Annotated in this window: 17 protein-coding genes; 8 read left to right on the top strand and 9 right to left on the bottom strand. The window is 64.6% G+C overall.

Features of this window, described 5'->3' with window-relative positions:
* The first annotated feature begins 198 nt into the window (after positions 1–198).
* Positions 199–534 carry a hypothetical protein gene (locus EN846_RS14270; protein ID WP_127391919.1) on the top strand — a complete coding sequence of 112 codons (336 nt, stop codon included), beginning with the start codon at positions 199–201 and terminating at the stop codon, positions 532–534.
* Between the two features lie 112 nt (positions 535–646).
* Complete coding sequence (locus EN846_RS14265) at positions 647–1,768, top strand: beta-ketoacyl-ACP synthase III (protein ID WP_127391918.1); 1,122 nt, start codon at positions 647–649, stop codon at positions 1,766–1,768.
* Positions 1,769–1,799: 31 nt separating this feature from the next.
* On the opposite strand, the gene EN846_RS14260 is transcribed toward EN846_RS14265, so the two are convergent.
* Positions 1,800–2,384, bottom strand: a complete 585-nt coding sequence (locus EN846_RS14260; protein ID WP_127391917.1) for an isoprenylcysteine carboxylmethyltransferase family protein — start codon at positions 2,382–2,384, stop codon at positions 1,800–1,802.
* Here EN846_RS14260 and EN846_RS35140 point away from each other — a divergent pair.
* Complete coding sequence (locus EN846_RS35140; RefSeq protein ID WP_189379643.1) at positions 2,379–2,549, top strand: hypothetical protein; 171 nt, start codon at positions 2,379–2,381, stop codon at positions 2,547–2,549. The two genes, EN846_RS14260 and EN846_RS35140, sit on opposite strands and share 6 nt — an antisense overlap.
* Before the next feature lie 8 nt (positions 2,550–2,557).
* Positions 2,558–3,193 carry an MOSC domain-containing protein gene (locus EN846_RS14255; protein ID WP_127391916.1) on the top strand — a complete coding sequence of 212 codons (636 nt, stop codon included), beginning with the start codon at positions 2,558–2,560 and terminating at the stop codon, positions 3,191–3,193.
* Between the two features lie 62 nt (positions 3,194–3,255).
* Here EN846_RS14255 and EN846_RS14250 read toward each other — a convergent pair whose 3' ends face one another.
* From EN846_RS14250 to tsaA, 3 genes are all read right to left on the bottom strand, one after another.
* Complete coding sequence (locus EN846_RS14250; RefSeq protein ID WP_127391915.1) at positions 3,256–4,218, bottom strand: D-amino acid aminotransferase; 963 nt, start codon at positions 4,216–4,218, stop codon at positions 3,256–3,258.
* Between the two features lie 131 nt (positions 4,219–4,349).
* The gene (locus tag EN846_RS14245; RefSeq protein WP_127391914.1) at positions 4,350–4,667 is read right to left on the bottom strand and encodes a DUF2293 domain-containing protein; all 318 of its coding nucleotides are present in this window, start codon (positions 4,665–4,667) and stop codon (positions 4,350–4,352) included.
* Entirely contained in the window at positions 4,664–5,170 is a 507-nt protein-coding gene (gene tsaA, locus EN846_RS14240; RefSeq protein ID WP_187331271.1) for a tRNA (N6-threonylcarbamoyladenosine(37)-N6)-methyltransferase TrmO, read from the bottom strand. The genes EN846_RS14245 and tsaA overlap by 4 nt, the downstream gene beginning before the upstream one ends.
* 127 nt (positions 5,171–5,297) lie before the next feature.
* On the opposite strand from tsaA, the gene EN846_RS14235 reads away from it, so the two are divergent.
* Both EN846_RS14235 and metF read left to right on the top strand, forming a co-directional pair.
* Positions 5,298–6,305, top strand: a complete 1,008-nt coding sequence (locus EN846_RS14235; protein WP_135858686.1) for a metalloregulator ArsR/SmtB family transcription factor — start codon at positions 5,298–5,300, stop codon at positions 6,303–6,305.
* Positions 6,305–7,222, top strand: a complete 918-nt coding sequence (gene metF / locus EN846_RS14230; protein WP_127283286.1) for a methylenetetrahydrofolate reductase [NAD(P)H] — start codon at positions 6,305–6,307, stop codon at positions 7,220–7,222. Before EN846_RS14235 ends, metF begins: the two co-directional genes overlap by 1 nt.
* A gap of 499 nt (positions 7,223–7,721) precedes the next feature.
* Here the strand turns inward: metF and EN846_RS14225 are convergent, their stop codons facing one another.
* Positions 7,722–8,642: a DMT family transporter gene (locus EN846_RS14225; protein WP_127393958.1), complete on the bottom strand. Its 921-nt coding sequence runs from the start codon at positions 8,640–8,642 to the stop codon at positions 7,722–7,724.
* A gap of 217 nt (positions 8,643–8,859) precedes the next feature.
* Here EN846_RS14225 and EN846_RS14220 point away from each other — a divergent pair, with 217 nt between their 5' ends.
* Positions 8,860–10,080 carry an alanine racemase gene (locus EN846_RS14220; protein ID WP_127393957.1) on the top strand — a complete coding sequence of 407 codons (1,221 nt, stop codon included), beginning with the start codon at positions 8,860–8,862 and terminating at the stop codon, positions 10,078–10,080.
* Between the two features lie 75 nt (positions 10,081–10,155).
* On the opposite strand, the gene EN846_RS14215 is transcribed toward EN846_RS14220, so the two are convergent.
* Together EN846_RS14215 and EN846_RS14210 are read right to left on the bottom strand one after the other, a co-directional pair.
* On the bottom strand, positions 10,156–11,334 hold the full coding sequence (locus EN846_RS14215) for a lytic murein transglycosylase (protein WP_135858688.1): 1,179 nt from the start codon (positions 11,332–11,334) through the stop codon (positions 10,156–10,158).
* 179 nt (positions 11,335–11,513) lie between these two features.
* Positions 11,514–12,308: a GH25 family lysozyme gene (locus EN846_RS14210; RefSeq protein ID WP_127285026.1), complete on the bottom strand. Its 795-nt coding sequence runs from the start codon at positions 12,306–12,308 to the stop codon at positions 11,514–11,516.
* 223 nt (positions 12,309–12,531) lie between these two features.
* On the opposite strand from EN846_RS14210, the gene EN846_RS14205 reads away from it, so the two are divergent.
* Positions 12,532–13,911, top strand: coding sequence for a serine hydrolase (locus EN846_RS14205; RefSeq protein ID WP_127394156.1), 1,380 nt, complete (start codon positions 12,532–12,534; stop codon positions 13,909–13,911).
* On the opposite strand, the gene EN846_RS14200 is transcribed toward EN846_RS14205, so the two are convergent.
* The gene (locus tag EN846_RS14200; RefSeq protein ID WP_128346686.1) at positions 13,912–14,577 is read right to left on the bottom strand and encodes a class I SAM-dependent methyltransferase; all 666 of its coding nucleotides are present in this window, start codon (positions 14,575–14,577) and stop codon (positions 13,912–13,914) included.
* The gene (locus tag EN846_RS14195; RefSeq protein ID WP_245478198.1) at positions 14,577–15,818 is read right to left on the bottom strand and encodes a DUF3419 family protein; all 1,242 of its coding nucleotides are present in this window, start codon (positions 15,816–15,818) and stop codon (positions 14,577–14,579) included. The genes EN846_RS14200 and EN846_RS14195 overlap by 1 nt, the downstream gene beginning before the upstream one ends.
* Positions 15,819–15,993 lie beyond the last annotated feature (175 nt).

Genomic DNA, 15,993 nt, shown 5'->3' with positions numbered 1-15,993 from the left:
CTTGTTTCTGCGCAATTCCGGACGGAAGGCTACGGCGAAGTCGCCGAGCCTAACCGCTACACACTTTTCCTGGAATTGCTCTAAGAAGCGTTAGCCGCACCGCGTCCGCGCTCATCACGAGTACTTGACCGGAATTCGTCGCCATGCGCAGTCTTCAGCCTAGATCGTGACCGGTGGTCCAGGTGGCGGGGGTAGACTATGGCGCTGGGGAAGATTGTCCTGGGCGGCTGCGTGGGCGTGGCCGCGCTGCTTGCCTTTTCGATGTCGGCAGAGGCAAAGCGGGCGCGCTGCTACACCACGGATGACGGCTATTTCTCCTGCAATTACAGGACTATCGGCAGCGACGGCAGTTTCCGCATCTCAGCGCCCGGCTATCCCACCTATGTGCTTGAAATCGACGGCCCGGGCTTTGCCTATGGCTATATCAATTTCGGTCGCCGCAACGTGTCGCTGCCTGGGCAGTTCGTGCGCAGCCGCGACGACGGCGCCTGCTGGAACAATCCGCAGACCAACACCAAGGTCTGCGCCTGGTAATTCAAAGCATTCGATTTAAGCTGGCATAAACCGGCCAAATGCGACAAGTGTTGCGCCGGGAGCCCTGGCGCTCACATCAAGCCGCAACGCCCGCGCAGGGGACGGATTGGAAATGCATCGCGTCATCATCAGCGGCATCGGCGCTGAAATCCCTAGACCTGTCATCACCAATGAAGAGCTGGTCGCCAGCTTCAACGCCTGGGTCAACACGGAGAATGCGCGCCGCGAGGTCACCGGCGAGGCGCTGCTGCAGAAGTCGGACAGCGACTTCATCGTCCATGCCTCGGGCGTCCGGACCCGTCATGTGGTCGAGCGCGAAGGCATTCTCGACCCGACCCGCATGGCGCCGCGCATTCCGGCGCGGCCGGACGATGCGCTGTCGCTGCAGGCCGAGTTCGGCATCGCCTCGGCGAGGAAGGCGCTGGATCATGCCGGCCTGCAACCATCCGACATCGACCTTGTCATCTGCTCGGCCTCGCACCAGCAGCGGCCCTATCCGGCGATCGCCATCGAGATGCAGCAGGCGCTGGGCACGAAGGGCGCCGGCTTCGACATGGGGCTCGGCTGCTCTTCCGCCGCGGCTGCGCTGCACATAGCGGCCAACCTCGTGCGGGCGGGCGCGCACAAGCGGGTGCTGGTCTCGACGCCGGAGATCATCACCGGCCATCTCAATTTCCGCGACCGACAGACGCATTTCATCTTCGGCGATGCGTCGGTCGCCATGATCGTCGAGGGGCTTGAGCAGGGCGAGAAGCGGCCGGGGCGCTTCGAGGTGCTGGACACGCGCACCTGGACGCAGATGTCGAACAACATCCGTACCAATCTCGGCTACCACACCCGCACCGCCCAGGACGATCCCTACAGGATCGATCTCGAGGGCAATCTGATCAAGCAGGTCGGCAACAAGGTGTTCAAGGAAGTCACCGTCGCCGGCCACAAATTCATCGTCGAGTTCCTGGCCGAGCACGGGCTGACGCCGCAGGGCATCCGGCGGTTCTGGCTGCACCAGGCCAACGCGCGCATGAATGCCATGATCCTCAAGCTCGCCTTCGGCCATGAGGTCGACCATGACCGCGCGCCGATGGTGCTGGAACGGCTAGGCAACACCGCCGGCGCCGGCGCCATCGTCGCGCTGTCGGAAAACCACGCCGACATGAAGGCCGGCGATTTCGGCCTGATCTGCGCCTTCGGCGCCGGCTATTCGATTGGCGGCGCCTTGCTGAAGATGCTGTGAGGTAGGTGAGGCCGGCCTGCAAACGGCGGCTTCAAACACACTTTGGCGCCAAGTTTGGTGCAAACGGCAGCAGCATCGGCACGCGCCTGGCATAGTCGTCATAGGCCGTACCGAGCTCGCCGCGCAGGAAGCTCTCCTCAAGCCTGGCCTTCACGACGATGCCCACGATGAGGAAGGCGGCGCCGGCCACGCCCCAGACCGTGCCCTTCGCCGCCATGGTGGCGAGTATCGCCACAAGCAGGCCGGTGTAGATCGGATGCCGGACCAGCCTATAGGGGCCGGTATCGACGACGCGGTGATCGGCCTTGGCGGTGACGGTGCCCGACCACAGCTGGCCGAGATGCAGCCTCGCCCACCAGGAGAAGGCGAGGCCGACCGCGACCAGGGCGACGCAGATCCAGGCTTCGGTGAGGGTCGGCATCCAGAGCCGAAGCCTGCCGACATAACCATGCGCCGGCACGAACAGTAGGATCGCGCCGATCGTCCACAGGGCGCGGTAGCGCGCTTCCTCCCGAAAGCCGGCGCGTTTTGCCGCCGGGTCGGCCCAGAAGGCGGCCGCCAGCCAGGACACGACCCAGAACAGCCAGAGCGCCGCGATTGCCGGTGCGGGATGCATGGAAGCCTCCTCCGTGACATCACTATCGGATCGTCATGGCGCGGCGGCAATGCGGCGCAAGGCGAAAATCGGGGTAAGAAGATCGTGATCGGCGAGATCGGCATAAAGGCGCTTGATTGGATCATCAGTGCTTTCGACTGGACCCTGTCCGGCGACATCGGCTAAGTCAGGGCATGCAAGAGACGGCAAGCACACTGGATCTGTTCCCCGCGGCGGAGACCCCTGCCGAGATCGTCCCCGCACGCAAGCTCGCAGCGAAGGTTTCGGCACTTTACGTCGCGCCGTTCGATCATTTCGAGACGCGGGCGGTTGAGGAGCTGCGGCTCGGCTTCGACGGCATAGACGGCGACTTTCATGCCGGCGCCACGCGCCGCTCCGGCGGCCGCGAGCCCTGGTATCCGCGCGGCACCGAGATGCGCAACGAGCGGCAGTTGTCGATCGTGGCGGCGGACGAATTGGCCATCGTCGCGGAGCGAATGGGCCTGGCCGAGATCAAGCCGGAATGGATCGGCGCCAATCTACTGATCGAAGGGCTGCCGCATCTCTCCATGCTTCCGTCCGGCACGCTGCTGTTCTTCAAGGGCGGCGTCACGATCAAGGTCGACGCCCAGAATGGGCCATGCCGCATCGCCGGACGCTCGGTCGCCGAGAATGCCGGCATGGCCGACCACGAGGCCGGCGCGCTGTTGTTCCCGAAAGCGGCGAAGCGGCTGCGTGGCATCGTCGCCTGGGTCGAGAAGCCGGGCACGATCAGGACCGGCGAGGAGATCTCGGTGCGGGTGCCCGAGCAGTGGATCTATCGAGCCTAGCATCCGCTGAGATTCAGGTGAGGCCGGCCTGACCTCAATCGCTGCGCACCTTGGGCGGCGAGCTAGGGATATCGCACCGGGCTCGACCAGGCCGGGTCCTGGTGCTTCTTCCAGTATAGCCCCATCAGCCGGCTGGTGATCGGGCCGACCTTGCCGTCGGCGACCGGGGCGTCGTCGATCGCCGTCACCGGCATGATGCCGCCAGCGGTCGAGGTGATGAAAACCTCGTCGGCTGCTTTCAGGGCGGCGACGCCGACATCGACCGCTGCAGCGGAAAGGCCGGCCTCGGCGCAGAGGTCGAAGACGGTGCGGCGGGTGATGCCGGGCAGCACGCCGACCGCCGGCGTCGACAATTTGCCGTCCTTGACCAGGAACACGTTGAAGCCCGGGCCTTCGGCGACATTGCCGTTGAAATCGAGGATCAGGGCGGTCTCGGCGCCGCGGTCATAGGCGTCGTAGAGGCCACGCACCAGGTCGAGCCAATGGTAGTTCTTGATCGACGGGTCGATCGAGGCCGGCGGGATGCGCACCTTGTCGCTGATCGCGACATGCAGGCCGCGGCGCAACTGTTCGGCATTGGCGACCGAGCCGAACGGCACGGCGAAAGCCATGAAGCGGTTCACCGCCTGGCGCGGGTCGCGGCTGAAGGTCGGCGAGGCGCCGCGCGTGCACAGCATCTCGACATAGGCGGCGCGGTGGCCGGACAGCGCGACGCAATTGTGCAGGATCTCGGTGACACCGTAGCGGTCGAACGGGATCGTCATGCGCAGCTTCTCCAGTCCGCCGAAGAAGCGGTCGAGATGCAAGTCCAGCCGGAAGAAGCTGCCGTCCCAGACATGGACGGTGTCGTAAGTGGCATCCGAATGCAGGAAGCCCCAGTCGAGCACCGAGATCTTGGCCTGCGACATCGGCAGGTATTGGCCATCGAGGAAGGCAACGCCCTGGGGATAGGCATGCGGATCGACGTGGCGATCGGACAGCAAGGGCAGCGCTCCGGTGGGTGTCCTTGCAGCGTTCTGGCTCATCGCATTCGTCCCCGCTCGATAGTCGAGGGCAGGCTAGCGCGCCGCCCCGAATGAAATAGAGCCAGCCAACCGGTGCTGTTTGGCCTCGTCAGAGGCTCAAGTGGCGCCGACAGTGCGCCCGTGGCGCTGCTTCATTCGTCGTCCTCGTCTTCCGACTCGAGCAGGCGCGTGGCGCGCCAGCGGGTCAGCACGATGTTGGTCTGTTCGATGACGAAGAAGCGCGCGGAGTCGCGGTCATAGCCCTCGGCCAAGAGCTTCTCGTAGTCGGTGTGGACGTGGCGGATATGGGCGATCGTCGCCAGCCAGACGGAGATCGACGCCGGCAGATTGTGCAGACGCGCCGAGCCGGCGTCGGCGCGGATCTTCTCGATGTCGGCGTAGGGTGCCAGCGGCAACAGCGTGGTCAGCGCCTTGGCGATGGCGCGGCGGCGATTGGTCGGCGCTTTCATCGCTCGTCGCGTCCGGCAATGACTGCCTCGGCAAATGCATCGGTCGAGGCGAAATAGGGTTTGACGTCGATGACCGGCGTACCGTCGAGCACGTCTATGGCATCGAGATCGAGACGTCCGGCTTCGATGTCGAGCGCGACGAGCTTTGCCACGTGCAGCCCGATCGGATTCGGCCGGGCAGGGGAGCGCAGCGAAAAAACGCCTTTCGGCTCAGCCGCATGACGAGGTTTCTGCAAAATCAGATTCCGTGGCGCCTGATCGAACCAGGACAGGATGATGACATGGCTGGCGCGATCCAGCCCGGCAAGGCCCTCGCGATAGGCCGGGTCGATCGTCAGCACCGCGGGCTGTCCCGCCTCCCGCGCGGCCCGCATGTTCTTCGGGCAGGTCTCGCGGCTCGTCCATGGCGAGGCGATGCGGCCGATGAAGACGACATGGCCGTCCGACGACATGGCGGCTGGATCGGCTTCCAGTTGCCTTTCGCCCTCGCGTGTCTCGAACATGCTTTTCGCCTCGCTCATCCCTGGATCATGCATGCGTCATTTTCTTGTCAGGAAGCGACATTGGCCTTGCATGGTTGTCAAAATCGACATAAACATATGTTTATATCTTGTTCAAAGAGAAACACGCATGCACGTCGCGCTCGATACGATGGTGGATACATTGAAGGCAGCGGCCGAATCCAGCCGGCTGCGCATCCTCGCGCTCCTGTCGCGCGGCGACCTTACCGTTTCCGATCTTACCGAAATTCTCGGCCAGTCGCAGCCACGCGTGTCGCGCCACCTCAAGCTGCTGCTGGAGGCGGGGCTGATCGGGCGCTACCAGGAGGGGTCGTGGGCGTTCTTCCGGCTTTCCGACACGGACGCCGCGCGCGATTTTGTCCTCAGGCTCGTTTCCGGCATCCGCGGCGCCGACCCGCAGGTGGAGCGCGACCTGGAGCGGCTGGCGGCGGTCAAGCGCAAGCGGCAGGACCGCGCCGCCGAATATTTCTCCGAGAATGCCGCGAGTTGGGATCACATCCGCTCGCTGCATGTGCCGGACCGCGCGGTGGAGGCCGCTCTGCTCAAGCTCGTCGGCAAGCGGCCGTTCCAGTCGATGCTCGACCTCGGCACCGGCACCGGGCGGCTGCTCGAGATCTTTTCGCCGCTCTACCGGCGCGGCGTCGGCATCGACATGTCGCGCGAGATGCTGACGGTGGCGCGCGCCAATCTGGACAAGGCGGGCATCGCCAACGCGCAGGTGCGGCAGGGCGACATCTTCGCGCCGCCGGTTGAGCGCGACGCCTTCGATCTCGTCACCATCCATCAGGTGTTGCATTATCTCGACGATCCCGCCCGCGCCATCCGCGAGGCGGCGCGGCTGCTGCGCCCCGCGGGCCGGCTGGTGATCGTCGATTTCGCGCCGCATGCGCTGGAGTTTCTGCGCGACCAGCACGCGCATATGCGGCTCGGCTTTTCCGACCGGCAGATCGCCGAGTGGTTCGCCGAGGCGGGCCTGGCGGTCGAAGACAGCCAGGAGTTCGAGCCGCGCGGCCAGGCCGAGGCCCGGCTGACCGTCAAGCTGTGGCTCGGCCGCGACCGCCGCATGCTGATCGCCGATCCTTCCAACGACACTCTTCCGGCAAGGGAAACCGCCTGATGAACCAGTTCCGCTTTTCCCGCCGCCCCGACATTGGCGACAAGGTCCGGGTTTCGTTCGAGTTCTTCCCGCCTAAGACGGACGAGATGGAAGCCAGGCTTTGGGACACCGTCACCCGGCTGGAGCCGCTCAAGCCGAAATTCGTCTCGGTGACCTACGGCGCCGGCGGCTCGACGCGCGAGCGCACGGCCCGCACCGTCAAGCGCATCCTCAACGAGACGACGTTGACACCGGCAGCGCACATGACCTGCGTCGACGCCGCCCGCGATCAGGTCGACGCCGTGGTGCGCGAATTCGCCGATATGGGCGTCACCCGCTTCGTCGCGCTGCGCGGCGATCCGGCGGCGGGCGTCGGCACCGCCTACAGGCCCCATCCGGACGGCTATGCCAATGGCGCCGAGCTGGTCGGCGCGATGAAGAGCGCCGGCGATTTCGACATCTCGGTCTCCGCCTACCCGGAAAAGCACCCGGAAAGCCCCGACTTCGCCACCGACTTCGACATGCTGAAGCGCAAGGCCGACAATGGCGCGACCCGCGCCATCACCCAGTTCTTCTTCGACAACGATCTCTACGAGCGCTATGTCGAGCGGGCGCGGCGGGCAGGCATCTATATTCCGATCGTGCCGGGCATCCTGCCGGTGCACAATTTCACCCAGGTCGCCAATTTCTCGGCGCGCTGCGGCGCGCTGGTGCCGGCATGGCTGGCCGAGCGTTTCGAGGGGCTTCAGAACGACCCGCAGACGCATGCGCTGGTGGCCTCGGCGGTGGCGGCCGAGCAGGTGCTCGACCTCGTCGAACGTGGCGTCAGCGACTTCCACTTCTACACGATGAACCGCGCCGATCTGGTCTTTGCCATCTGCCACATGATCGGCATCCGCTCGCATGAAACGGAAGCGGCGGGTTCTGCCGCGGCCTGATCTGTCGTCGTGACGTGAAACGCAAAAGGCCGGGTGAAAACCCGGCCTTTCGAAATGGATTGACTGTCAGCTGCTGATTTCTTCCGCTCTGGCGGTTACGGAAGAACGCCTATGATTAGGGCGCCGATGAATGCGAACGCTGCACAAATCATCAATGCGTTGATTGGCCTCGTCAGTCCCATGTCATAGCCTCCTCTTAAGAGCTATGGCAGGAGTCTAGGGTCATTTGTGCCACAGGCAAGCGGAAAATGTGCTGCAATGCGACGTGAATGTGGAATTTGCGACCTGGCTTTTGCCGTTAGGCATTGAAACTCTTCGGCAAAAGCGAGCTCAGGGCTTGTGAATAAATTATGGCGGCCCTGCGGCGGAAGCTGGGCATGGCAGCGCTACCAGGGTCGACTCGGACGGCCTTGCAGCATCGGCGTCCGGTAGGAATGCGCGATGCGGGAGTCAATCAAAGGATCTAGATCGCCGTTTCGTTCTAACGAACAACGCGCCTTCAGCGTTGGCCGAACAAGCGCCCGTCTATGGTGATCAGGCCAAGTCCGATCAATGCCATGCCGCCCATTTCGAACAGTTCGAGTCGCTCGCCAAGGAACAGGAAGCCGAGCAGCATGGCGCTGACCGGCACGATGAGCGTGACCAGCGAGGCGTTGGTGGCGCCGGCCGAGGCGACGAGGTTGAAATAGAGAATGTAGGCGAAGGCGGTTGAGAGCAGAGCCAGCCCCAGCACCGCCGCCCAGACTGGCGGCGAGGCCGAGAACAGACCGGCAGGGCCATGGGCGATGAGCACGACCGGGATCATGATGATGGTCGAGGCGGTCAATTGTCCGGTGGCGATCACCGGCGAGGGCACGCCCTTGAAGCGGCGGGCAATCATCAGCGCGACGGCGTAGGATAGCGAGGCGCCGATCAGCGCGAACTTCGCCCAGACCGGACCGCCAAGCCCGGCGAGCAGGCCGGGACCGATCATCACCGCCGTGCCGGCGATGCCGAGCGCAATGCCGGCAAGCTTGTTCCAGGACAGTTTCTCGTCCGATGTCAGCGCATTGGCGAGGACAAGGGTCCAGAACGGCGTGGTGGCGTTGAGCACCGAGGCGATACCGGCGCCAAGTTCTGTCTGGCCGGCGAAGATCAGCGAGAAGGGGACGACGTTGTTGGCGAGCGCCAGCAGGAAGAACAGGCCTGCATGCGGGAAGGCGAGGCGGAACGACGGGCCGCGCACGGCGAGATAGAGCTGGAGCGCTGTCGCCGCGATGGCGACGCGAAACAGCACCAGAACAAGGGGCGAAAGCTCCGAGACGGCAATGCGGGCGAAGAAGAACGAACCGCCCCAGATTGCGCCGAGCAAAAGCAACTGTCCCCAGTCAGCGAGCGTCATCGGACCGCGTGCCGTGGCGGTGGCTGCTGCTGTTGCCATATGCCTGCCCTCCCGGACCGTCGGAATGCCGGTCCTGTCGAATGTCCTTCAAGCCATATGCGGTTCCGAAGCAAGGGCCACCCGAAACCTGACGGCTGGCCTAGCTCCTCCCGCAACAGGCGTAACCCAGCAGCGTTAACAAGCCGAGACACAGAATTGTTTTCTTTAGCCGCTAGCTTGGATTAATTGTGCGCAGCCTAGTTCGAAGGATTCGTCCATGCAGCGATTCGAGAATGCCCGCGAGGCGGCGTTGGCGCTTCGCCCGGACGATCCGGTCTATTGCTTTCGCCCTCAGGTGTTGAAGGCCGACGCCCTGCAGTTCATGGGCATGTTTCCCGGCAAGACGGCCTATGCGGTCAAGACCAATGGCGAGCAGATCGTGCTGAAGGCGCTGGTCGAGGCCGGCGTCACCGCTTTCGACGTGGCTTCGCCCGGCGAGTTCGCCGCCGTGCGTGCCGTCTCGCCCGATGCCGAGATGCTCTACATGCATCCGATCAAGGCGCAGTCGGACATCAAGTTGGCGCTGGAGAAATACGGCATTCGCGTCATCTCGCTCGACCATGAGGACGAGATCACCAAGCTGACCAGGGTGGTGCGCGCGCTCGACATCGATCCCGGCGCAATCACCGTCTTCGTGCGCATCCAGACGAAGGGGTCGGCGGCCTACGAACTGTCGAAGAAGTTCGGCGCCGGTCCGGCCTATGCGGTGGAACTCGCAGAGCGGCTCAACCGCACCGGCTACAAGGTCGGCCTCTGCTTCCATGTCGGCAGCCAGATCGAGGATCCCGACACCTATGAGCGGGCGCTGGCCTCGGCCGACTGGGTGCGCAACCGGCTGACCTTCGACATTGCCGGGCTCGATGTCGGTGGCGGCTTTCCGGCCGAGTATGGCCATGATCCCAACCGCAAGCAGGTCGAAATGCCATCGCTCGGCCAGATCATGTCGCGGCTGTCGGGAGACATCAAAGAATACCAGTTCGACGAGATGCCGCTGGTAGCGGAGCCGGGACGGGTGATCGTGGCGCGCTGCCTGTCGCTGATCGTGCGCGTGCTCTTGCGCAAGGGCAAGCGGCTCTACATCAATGACGGCATCTGGGCGTCGCTGTCGGATTCATGGACCGGCAAGATCACACTGCCGGCGCGTTTCATTCCGGACCCCGCGATCCGTTCGCGCAATGGCGAGGAGAAGAACATCGTGCCGTTCAAGGTCTGCGGCGCGACCTGCGATTCCGTCGATATCCTGTCCAGGCCGTTCTGGCTGCCGGAGACGGTCGACACCGGCGACTGGATCGAGATCGGCCATATCGGCGCCTACTCGCTGTCGCTGAGGACACGCTTCAACGGCTTCTTCCCCGACACTTTCGTCGAGGTGACGACACCGTTCGACGAGGGCGACGCGCCGCAGGGATTTGCGAGTTTGGAGACGATGGCGAGTTAGGCAGTAGGCAGTAGGCAGTAGGAGGTTCTCCAGTCTCTGCTTCAGTTCCTATTGCCTACTGCCTAATCCCTCATCTTACAATCTCGCCAGAAGCTCCGGCGTCGGCCAGCCGTCCACCGGCAGGCCAAGCCGCATCTGTTCCTTGCGGATTGCCTCGCGGGTGTTGGTGCCAAGGATGCCGTCGACGGTGCCGACGTCATAGCCCTTGGCTTCAAGCTTCGTCTGCAGCGCCTTCATCTGATCGCCGCTGAGGCCGGGTTCGGGATTGCGTGGATTGAGCTGCGGGGCGCCCGCCAGCCGGGCGGCGAGGTTGGCCGCGGTCAGCGCGTAGGTGAAGGACTGGTTCCATTCGAGATAGACATCGAAATTGTCGTAGGTGAGGAAGGCCGGTCCCTTGCGGCCCATCGGCAGGGCCAGGCCGGCCTTGAGGCCATTGTCGACAAGCGGGGAGCCGTCCGGGTTGGTGACGCCCCATTGCGTCCATTGCGATAAAGGCAGCTTGTTGGTGCGGCCGGTCTGGTCCCAGGGCATGTCGTCGGGCGCCCGGACTTCCTCGATCCAGGGCTGGTCGCGCTTCCAGCCGCGCGACAGCACCTTGTTGGCCGTGGTCATGATCACGTCCGGTACGCTGTGGCGCAGGTCGACGATGCCGTCGCCATCGCCGTCGACGCCGCGGGCAAGGTAGTCGGTCGGCAGGATCTGCGTCTGGCCGATCTCGCCGGCCCAGGCGCCGGTCACGTCGGCCGGCAGCACGCCGCGATCGATCAGCGTCAGCAAAGGCACGAGCTGGGGGCGGAAAAGCTGCGGCCGGCGGCAGTCATGCGAGAGCGTCACCAGCGCGCTCAGCGTGTGGAAATCGCCCTGGACGGCGCCGAAGTCGGTCTCGAGCGCCCAGAAGGCGGCGATGACGGGCGCCTGGACGCCGAATTCCTGGTCGGCGCGGGCGAAGACGTCGGCGTATTTCTTCAGATTGGCCGCGCCCTGCTTCAGGCGGTAGGTCGAGATCATGCGGTTGGAGAATTCGGTGAAGGTCTGAGTGAAGACGCCCTGGGCGCGGTCGCGCGCCAGGACCTTGTCGTCGAGGCTCGCCTTTTCCAGCGCGCTCAGGCCGACGGCGCCGACGCCGGCCGCCTTGGCTTCCGCCGCCACGCCCTGTTTCCAGGTGTTGAAATCGTCCCCGCACTCCTGCGCCGCCGCCGGCCAGGCAAGAGCGCCGACAAACAGCGCCGCCAAGATTTCAACACGCAATCGCATCGCTTCCCTTTCGAAACCGGCGCACGCCCCGCCGAACCCGAACCGGTTCTGGCCAGGACCATGCGTGAATTCAAAGCTCAGGAGCGTCCTCGGGCACCCGCCTGGTACGCCGCTCCGGACTGCCAGCAGCTCAATACATCGCCGCTGGTCGTGTCGAAAAGCAGGCAGGACGGCTTATGTCAACGGGTGTTCTGCCGCAGCCACCTGTTCCAGGCGGCTTCCGAGCCGTTGAAAACGTTGATATCGGATTTGCCGGTCATGCCCGGAACGATGCCGGTTCCGGTATATTGCCAGAAGGTGAAGGGGTGGCTGCCGTACTTCTGGCGCGGATGGCCGGCGACCGAGCGCAGCCAGTAAGGGTAGCCGCGGAAGTTCGCCAGGCCGTTGTCGTCGAAGAAGTCGATCGAGGTGTAGATGATCGGCTTCTTGCCGTAGTGCCGCTCGACCATTTCGAGGAAAGTCGTCATTTCCGCGCGCACGGTGGCCGGGTCGGGACGCAGCCGGCAGGTCGGCGATTTCGGGTTCCATTCCATGTCCAGCACCGGCGGCATCGCGGAACGGTCTTTCGGGACATTGGCGATGAACCAGCGCGCCTGGGTGGCGGCGGGCGTGCAGAAATAGAAGAAATGATAGGCGGCGCGCGGAATCGCCGAGGCCTTGGTGCGCGCCCAATGCTCGTTGAAATACTCGTCGAAGCGGTCGCCGCCTTCGGTCGCCTTGATGAACGCGAAGGAAATGCCGCTCGCCTTGGCCGCCGGCCAGTCCACGGATGTCTGGTATTTGGAGACATCGGTGCCGTGGATGGCGTAGTTCCACGGCGCGCCGCTGTCCCACTCGTGCGGCTTGGAGTCCTCGAAGCGCGGCGCGCGCACCGCAACCATCGGACTGCTCGAGGACATCACCGGCGTGAGGTCGTCGACGGTCGAGCAGGCGCCCAGCAGCGTCAGCATGATGAGAGCCGCAAGACGGCGCATCGCTACTCCTGAGCCGGGTTCAGCCGGCCGCTGATGGGTCGTTGCAGATGGCCCCCTTTGTCAGGCCCGCCGGACGATCGCCCCACAGGATCGTCCAGCCCTCTCCGTTGATCGCCGATCATGGTTGATATTCGGTTGACGGCGCTCGACAACAGCCGCGATTTTGAGGCAGCAATGGCGGCAAATCGATGGCATAAATCGGGCGCCACACGCAGGGGGTGAGATGCGGATCGTCGTCAAGATCGTCAAATGGCTGTTCGGCCTGGTCGTGCTGGCGATAGTCGCGCTGGTCGCCTGGCTCTATGTCGCGCCGCCCGAATTGATCCGCGTCGGTTCCGGCTATTCGGCCAAGATCGTGTGCTCGAACGTCTTCATCGCCGGGCGCGACGCCAACGAGGTGCTCGCCGTCGACGTCCAGGCGCCGGGTCATCCGCTGCTCAGGCTGATGAAGGTGTCGGTCGACAAGGAACGCGGCATGGTGTCGGCAGGCCTGTTCGGCGTGCTCGGCAAAAGTGTCGCCGTCGCGCGCGACGGACTGGGCTGCGCTACGGTTCCGGACGGCAACACCGGCAAGGCGAGGCAGACGGCGATCTACGCCGAGCCGGCCGCTACCAGGCAGGATGCGCTGTGGCCGGAGGGCGAGCGGGTGGACGCCCCGCAGAATCCAGAAATCGCGAAAATCGTCGACGACGCGGCCATGGCCGGCGCCGGCATGCGCGCCGTGGTCGTGGTGAAGAACGGCCATATCGTCGCCGAGCGCTATGGCGAGGGCTTTTCGGCAAAGACGCCGCTGCTCGGCTGGTCGATGACCAAGACGGTCAATGCCGCAATCGTCGGCACGCTGGTCAAGGACGGCAAGATGGCGATCGACAACAAGGGCCTGTTCGCGCCGTGGAAGGCGGACGGCCGCGCCGCCATCAGCCTCGCCGACCTGATGGCGATGTCGAGCGGGCTGGAGTTCAACGAGGATTACGGCGACGTCGCCGATGTGACGCGCATGCTCTATCTCGAACCCGACATGGCCGGTTTCGCCGAAGCCAAGCCGCTGACCGGCGAGGTGGGCAAGGTGTTTTCCTATTCGAGCGGCACGGCGGTGATGCTGTCGCGGCTGTGGCAGGACGCCGTCGGCGACAAGGCGAAGGCGCTAACCTGGCCGCGGAAGGCGCTGTTCGAGCCGCTCGGCATGCACAGCGCCGTGCTCGAGACCGACGAGCAGGGCAGCTTTGTCGGCTCGTCCTATCTCTACGCGACGGCGCATGACTGGGCGCGCTTCGGCCAGTTCCTGCTGCAGGGCGGGGTCTGGAACGGCAATCAGCTCCTGCCCGCCGGCTTCGTCGACTGGATGCGGGAGCCGGCGGCGGCCTCGAAGGTCTACGGCAAGGGCCAGGTATGGATCGAAGGGCCGGGCGATGAGGAGAACCCCGGAGCCGGCGCTGCGGCCGGCCTGCCCAAGGACACCTATTGGATGGAGGGGCATGACGGACAGACGGTCGCCATCATCCCGTCGGAGCAGTTGGTGGTGGTGCGGCTTGGCCTGACGCCGGCCAAGCTTGGCTATCGACCGCAGGCGATGCTGGGAGCGCTGGTCAAGGCGCTGCACTGACTACTTGGCTGCGCCTATCACCCCAAGCCAGGCGTAGCCGCGATAAAGCGTTCTGAAATGGAAGCTTGCGCCGGTTCGCCGAGATTCCGATTCCAGGACTTCGCGCAGCGTCTCACGCGGCGTGACGTGGAATTTCTTGAGCCAGCCGCGCAGCAGCGCGCGGAACCAGCGCGGCAGGCCTTCCTGCTGGCCGAAATCGACGACATGCAGCGAACCGCCGGGCGCAAGCGCGGCGAGCGCCTCGGAAACCGTCTTTTCCCAGCCGGGGATCATCGACAGAGAATAGGACACGAACACGCGGTCGAAACGCGCGACGCCAAACAGTGCGCCGGCGTCGAAATCGGTGGCGTCGCCGCGCTTGAGCGTGACGCGGGCGGACAGGTTTTCGCGAGCGATGGCCGCGCTCGCGGTCTCCAGCATTTCCGCCGAAATATCGAGGCCGAAGAAGCGCGCCTCGGGATAGCGGCAGGCGGCAAGGATGATGTTGCGGCCGGTGCCGCAACCGAGCTCGAGCACCGTGCCTCCGGGCGGCACGTCCAGCCCTGATATCAGCCGGTCGCGGCCGAGCAGATAGTATTTGCGGGTCAGGTCATAGATATGGCGCTGCCAGCGATAGACGCCGTCCATCAGCTCGGCATGGCTGGCGGGCAGTTCGGTGGTGCTCATCAGCGCTTCACATAAAGGTGGAAGCCGCCATAGATGGCCGAACGGTCGCGCGCCGAGAAGTCGCGCGAGGCCTCGGCCTCGTAGCTCCACTGGTCAAGCAGCGAGTTGGAGACGCGACCGGGCAGCAGGCTGGGCTCGGCCGCCGTACGGAAGATGACACGGGCGCCGGCCGATGCCGTGCGGGTGATCTCCGCCCACAGCGCGTTGAGCTGGTCGTCGGTCATCCAGTCCTGCGCGTCGAGCAGGATGAAGCGGTCGACCGCGCCCGCATCCTTGCCGGCGAGGAACTCGATCAGGTTGGTGTGGTTGATGGCGACGCGGTCGATGTTGTCGCGGATCACCTTGTAATTGCGCTTCTCCAGATAGGCGGGGAGTGCTGCCTCGCCGGGCTCGGGATAGCGGCGGGCAAAGGCCTGCCAGGCGAAATAGTTGGTGTTCAGCGGGAAATCGCAGGCGAGCTTTTCCAGCCTGGCCTTGAGCACGCTCGCCATCGTGCCGTCGCCCGAGGTGATCAGCGAATCGTACTGCGCCGGCGGAATGCCGAGACCGAACAGCGAAGCCTTGCGCGATGTCGCCCATTTCAGCAGCGGCTTTTCGAAAACCGGCGCCAGTTCCTCGTTGAAGAAGCGGCGCTGCTCGCCGATGTTGCTGGCCTGCATGATGCCCGCGGGGTCGACGCCAAAGAACTTGCCGACGCGATGGCCCATGGCGATGAACAGGCCGAGCAGGCCGGTCTGGTAGAAATTGCGGTCGAAGACCTCGATGCGCCGGCGGCCGCGCCAGTTACGGCGCTCCCAGTAGTGGCGGCTGACCGGATCGAGATGCGGGGCGATGAAGCGGTCGTAGGCTTCCGAATTGTGGCTGGTGTCGGTGGCGCCGAAGAAGCGGAACAGGTCGCCCTGCGAGGGCAGGCGGCGCACCGCCTCGAGCTTCATGCGGTTCAGCGCGATATGGGCGGCGTTGAGGTCGACGGCGTCGATCCGTTCGGGCGAACGAGTGAGATATGCAAGGATGTTGCAGCCGCCCGAGGCGATGGTGACGATGCGGTGGCCGGCGCCGAGCTGCATGGCCTCCATGTCGACATCGGGGTCTTCCCAGATCTGCGGATAGACGAGGCCGGAAAACAGGAAGGCGAAGAGCCGCTCCGACATGCCGGCCTTCGACAGCGGGCGATTCTGGTAGACGGCTTTTCCAACTTCCTTGCCGCGGCGAAAAACCAGATCTCCGGAAACGTCCGTCATGGCAAGGTGATTCCCCGTTTGCTTTGGCGCAAGCGGGTAGCGCAGCGTTATGACAGGCCGGTGACAGACGGAGGCCTCGATAATTCTACTGCGGCGGTCATCTGACGCGACTTTCTGCGCTTACTACAGCGCCGCGCGTCCACAAGGACGCGCAAAGGAAGCTGTAGCATCTTTG

The organism is Mesorhizobium sp. M4B.F.Ca.ET.203.01.1.1, from assembly GCF_004791025.1.
Classification (GTDB): domain Bacteria; phylum Pseudomonadota; class Alphaproteobacteria; order Rhizobiales; family Rhizobiaceae; genus Mesorhizobium; species Mesorhizobium abyssinicae.
This window is presented reverse-complemented; position numbering and strand designations above follow the sequence as displayed.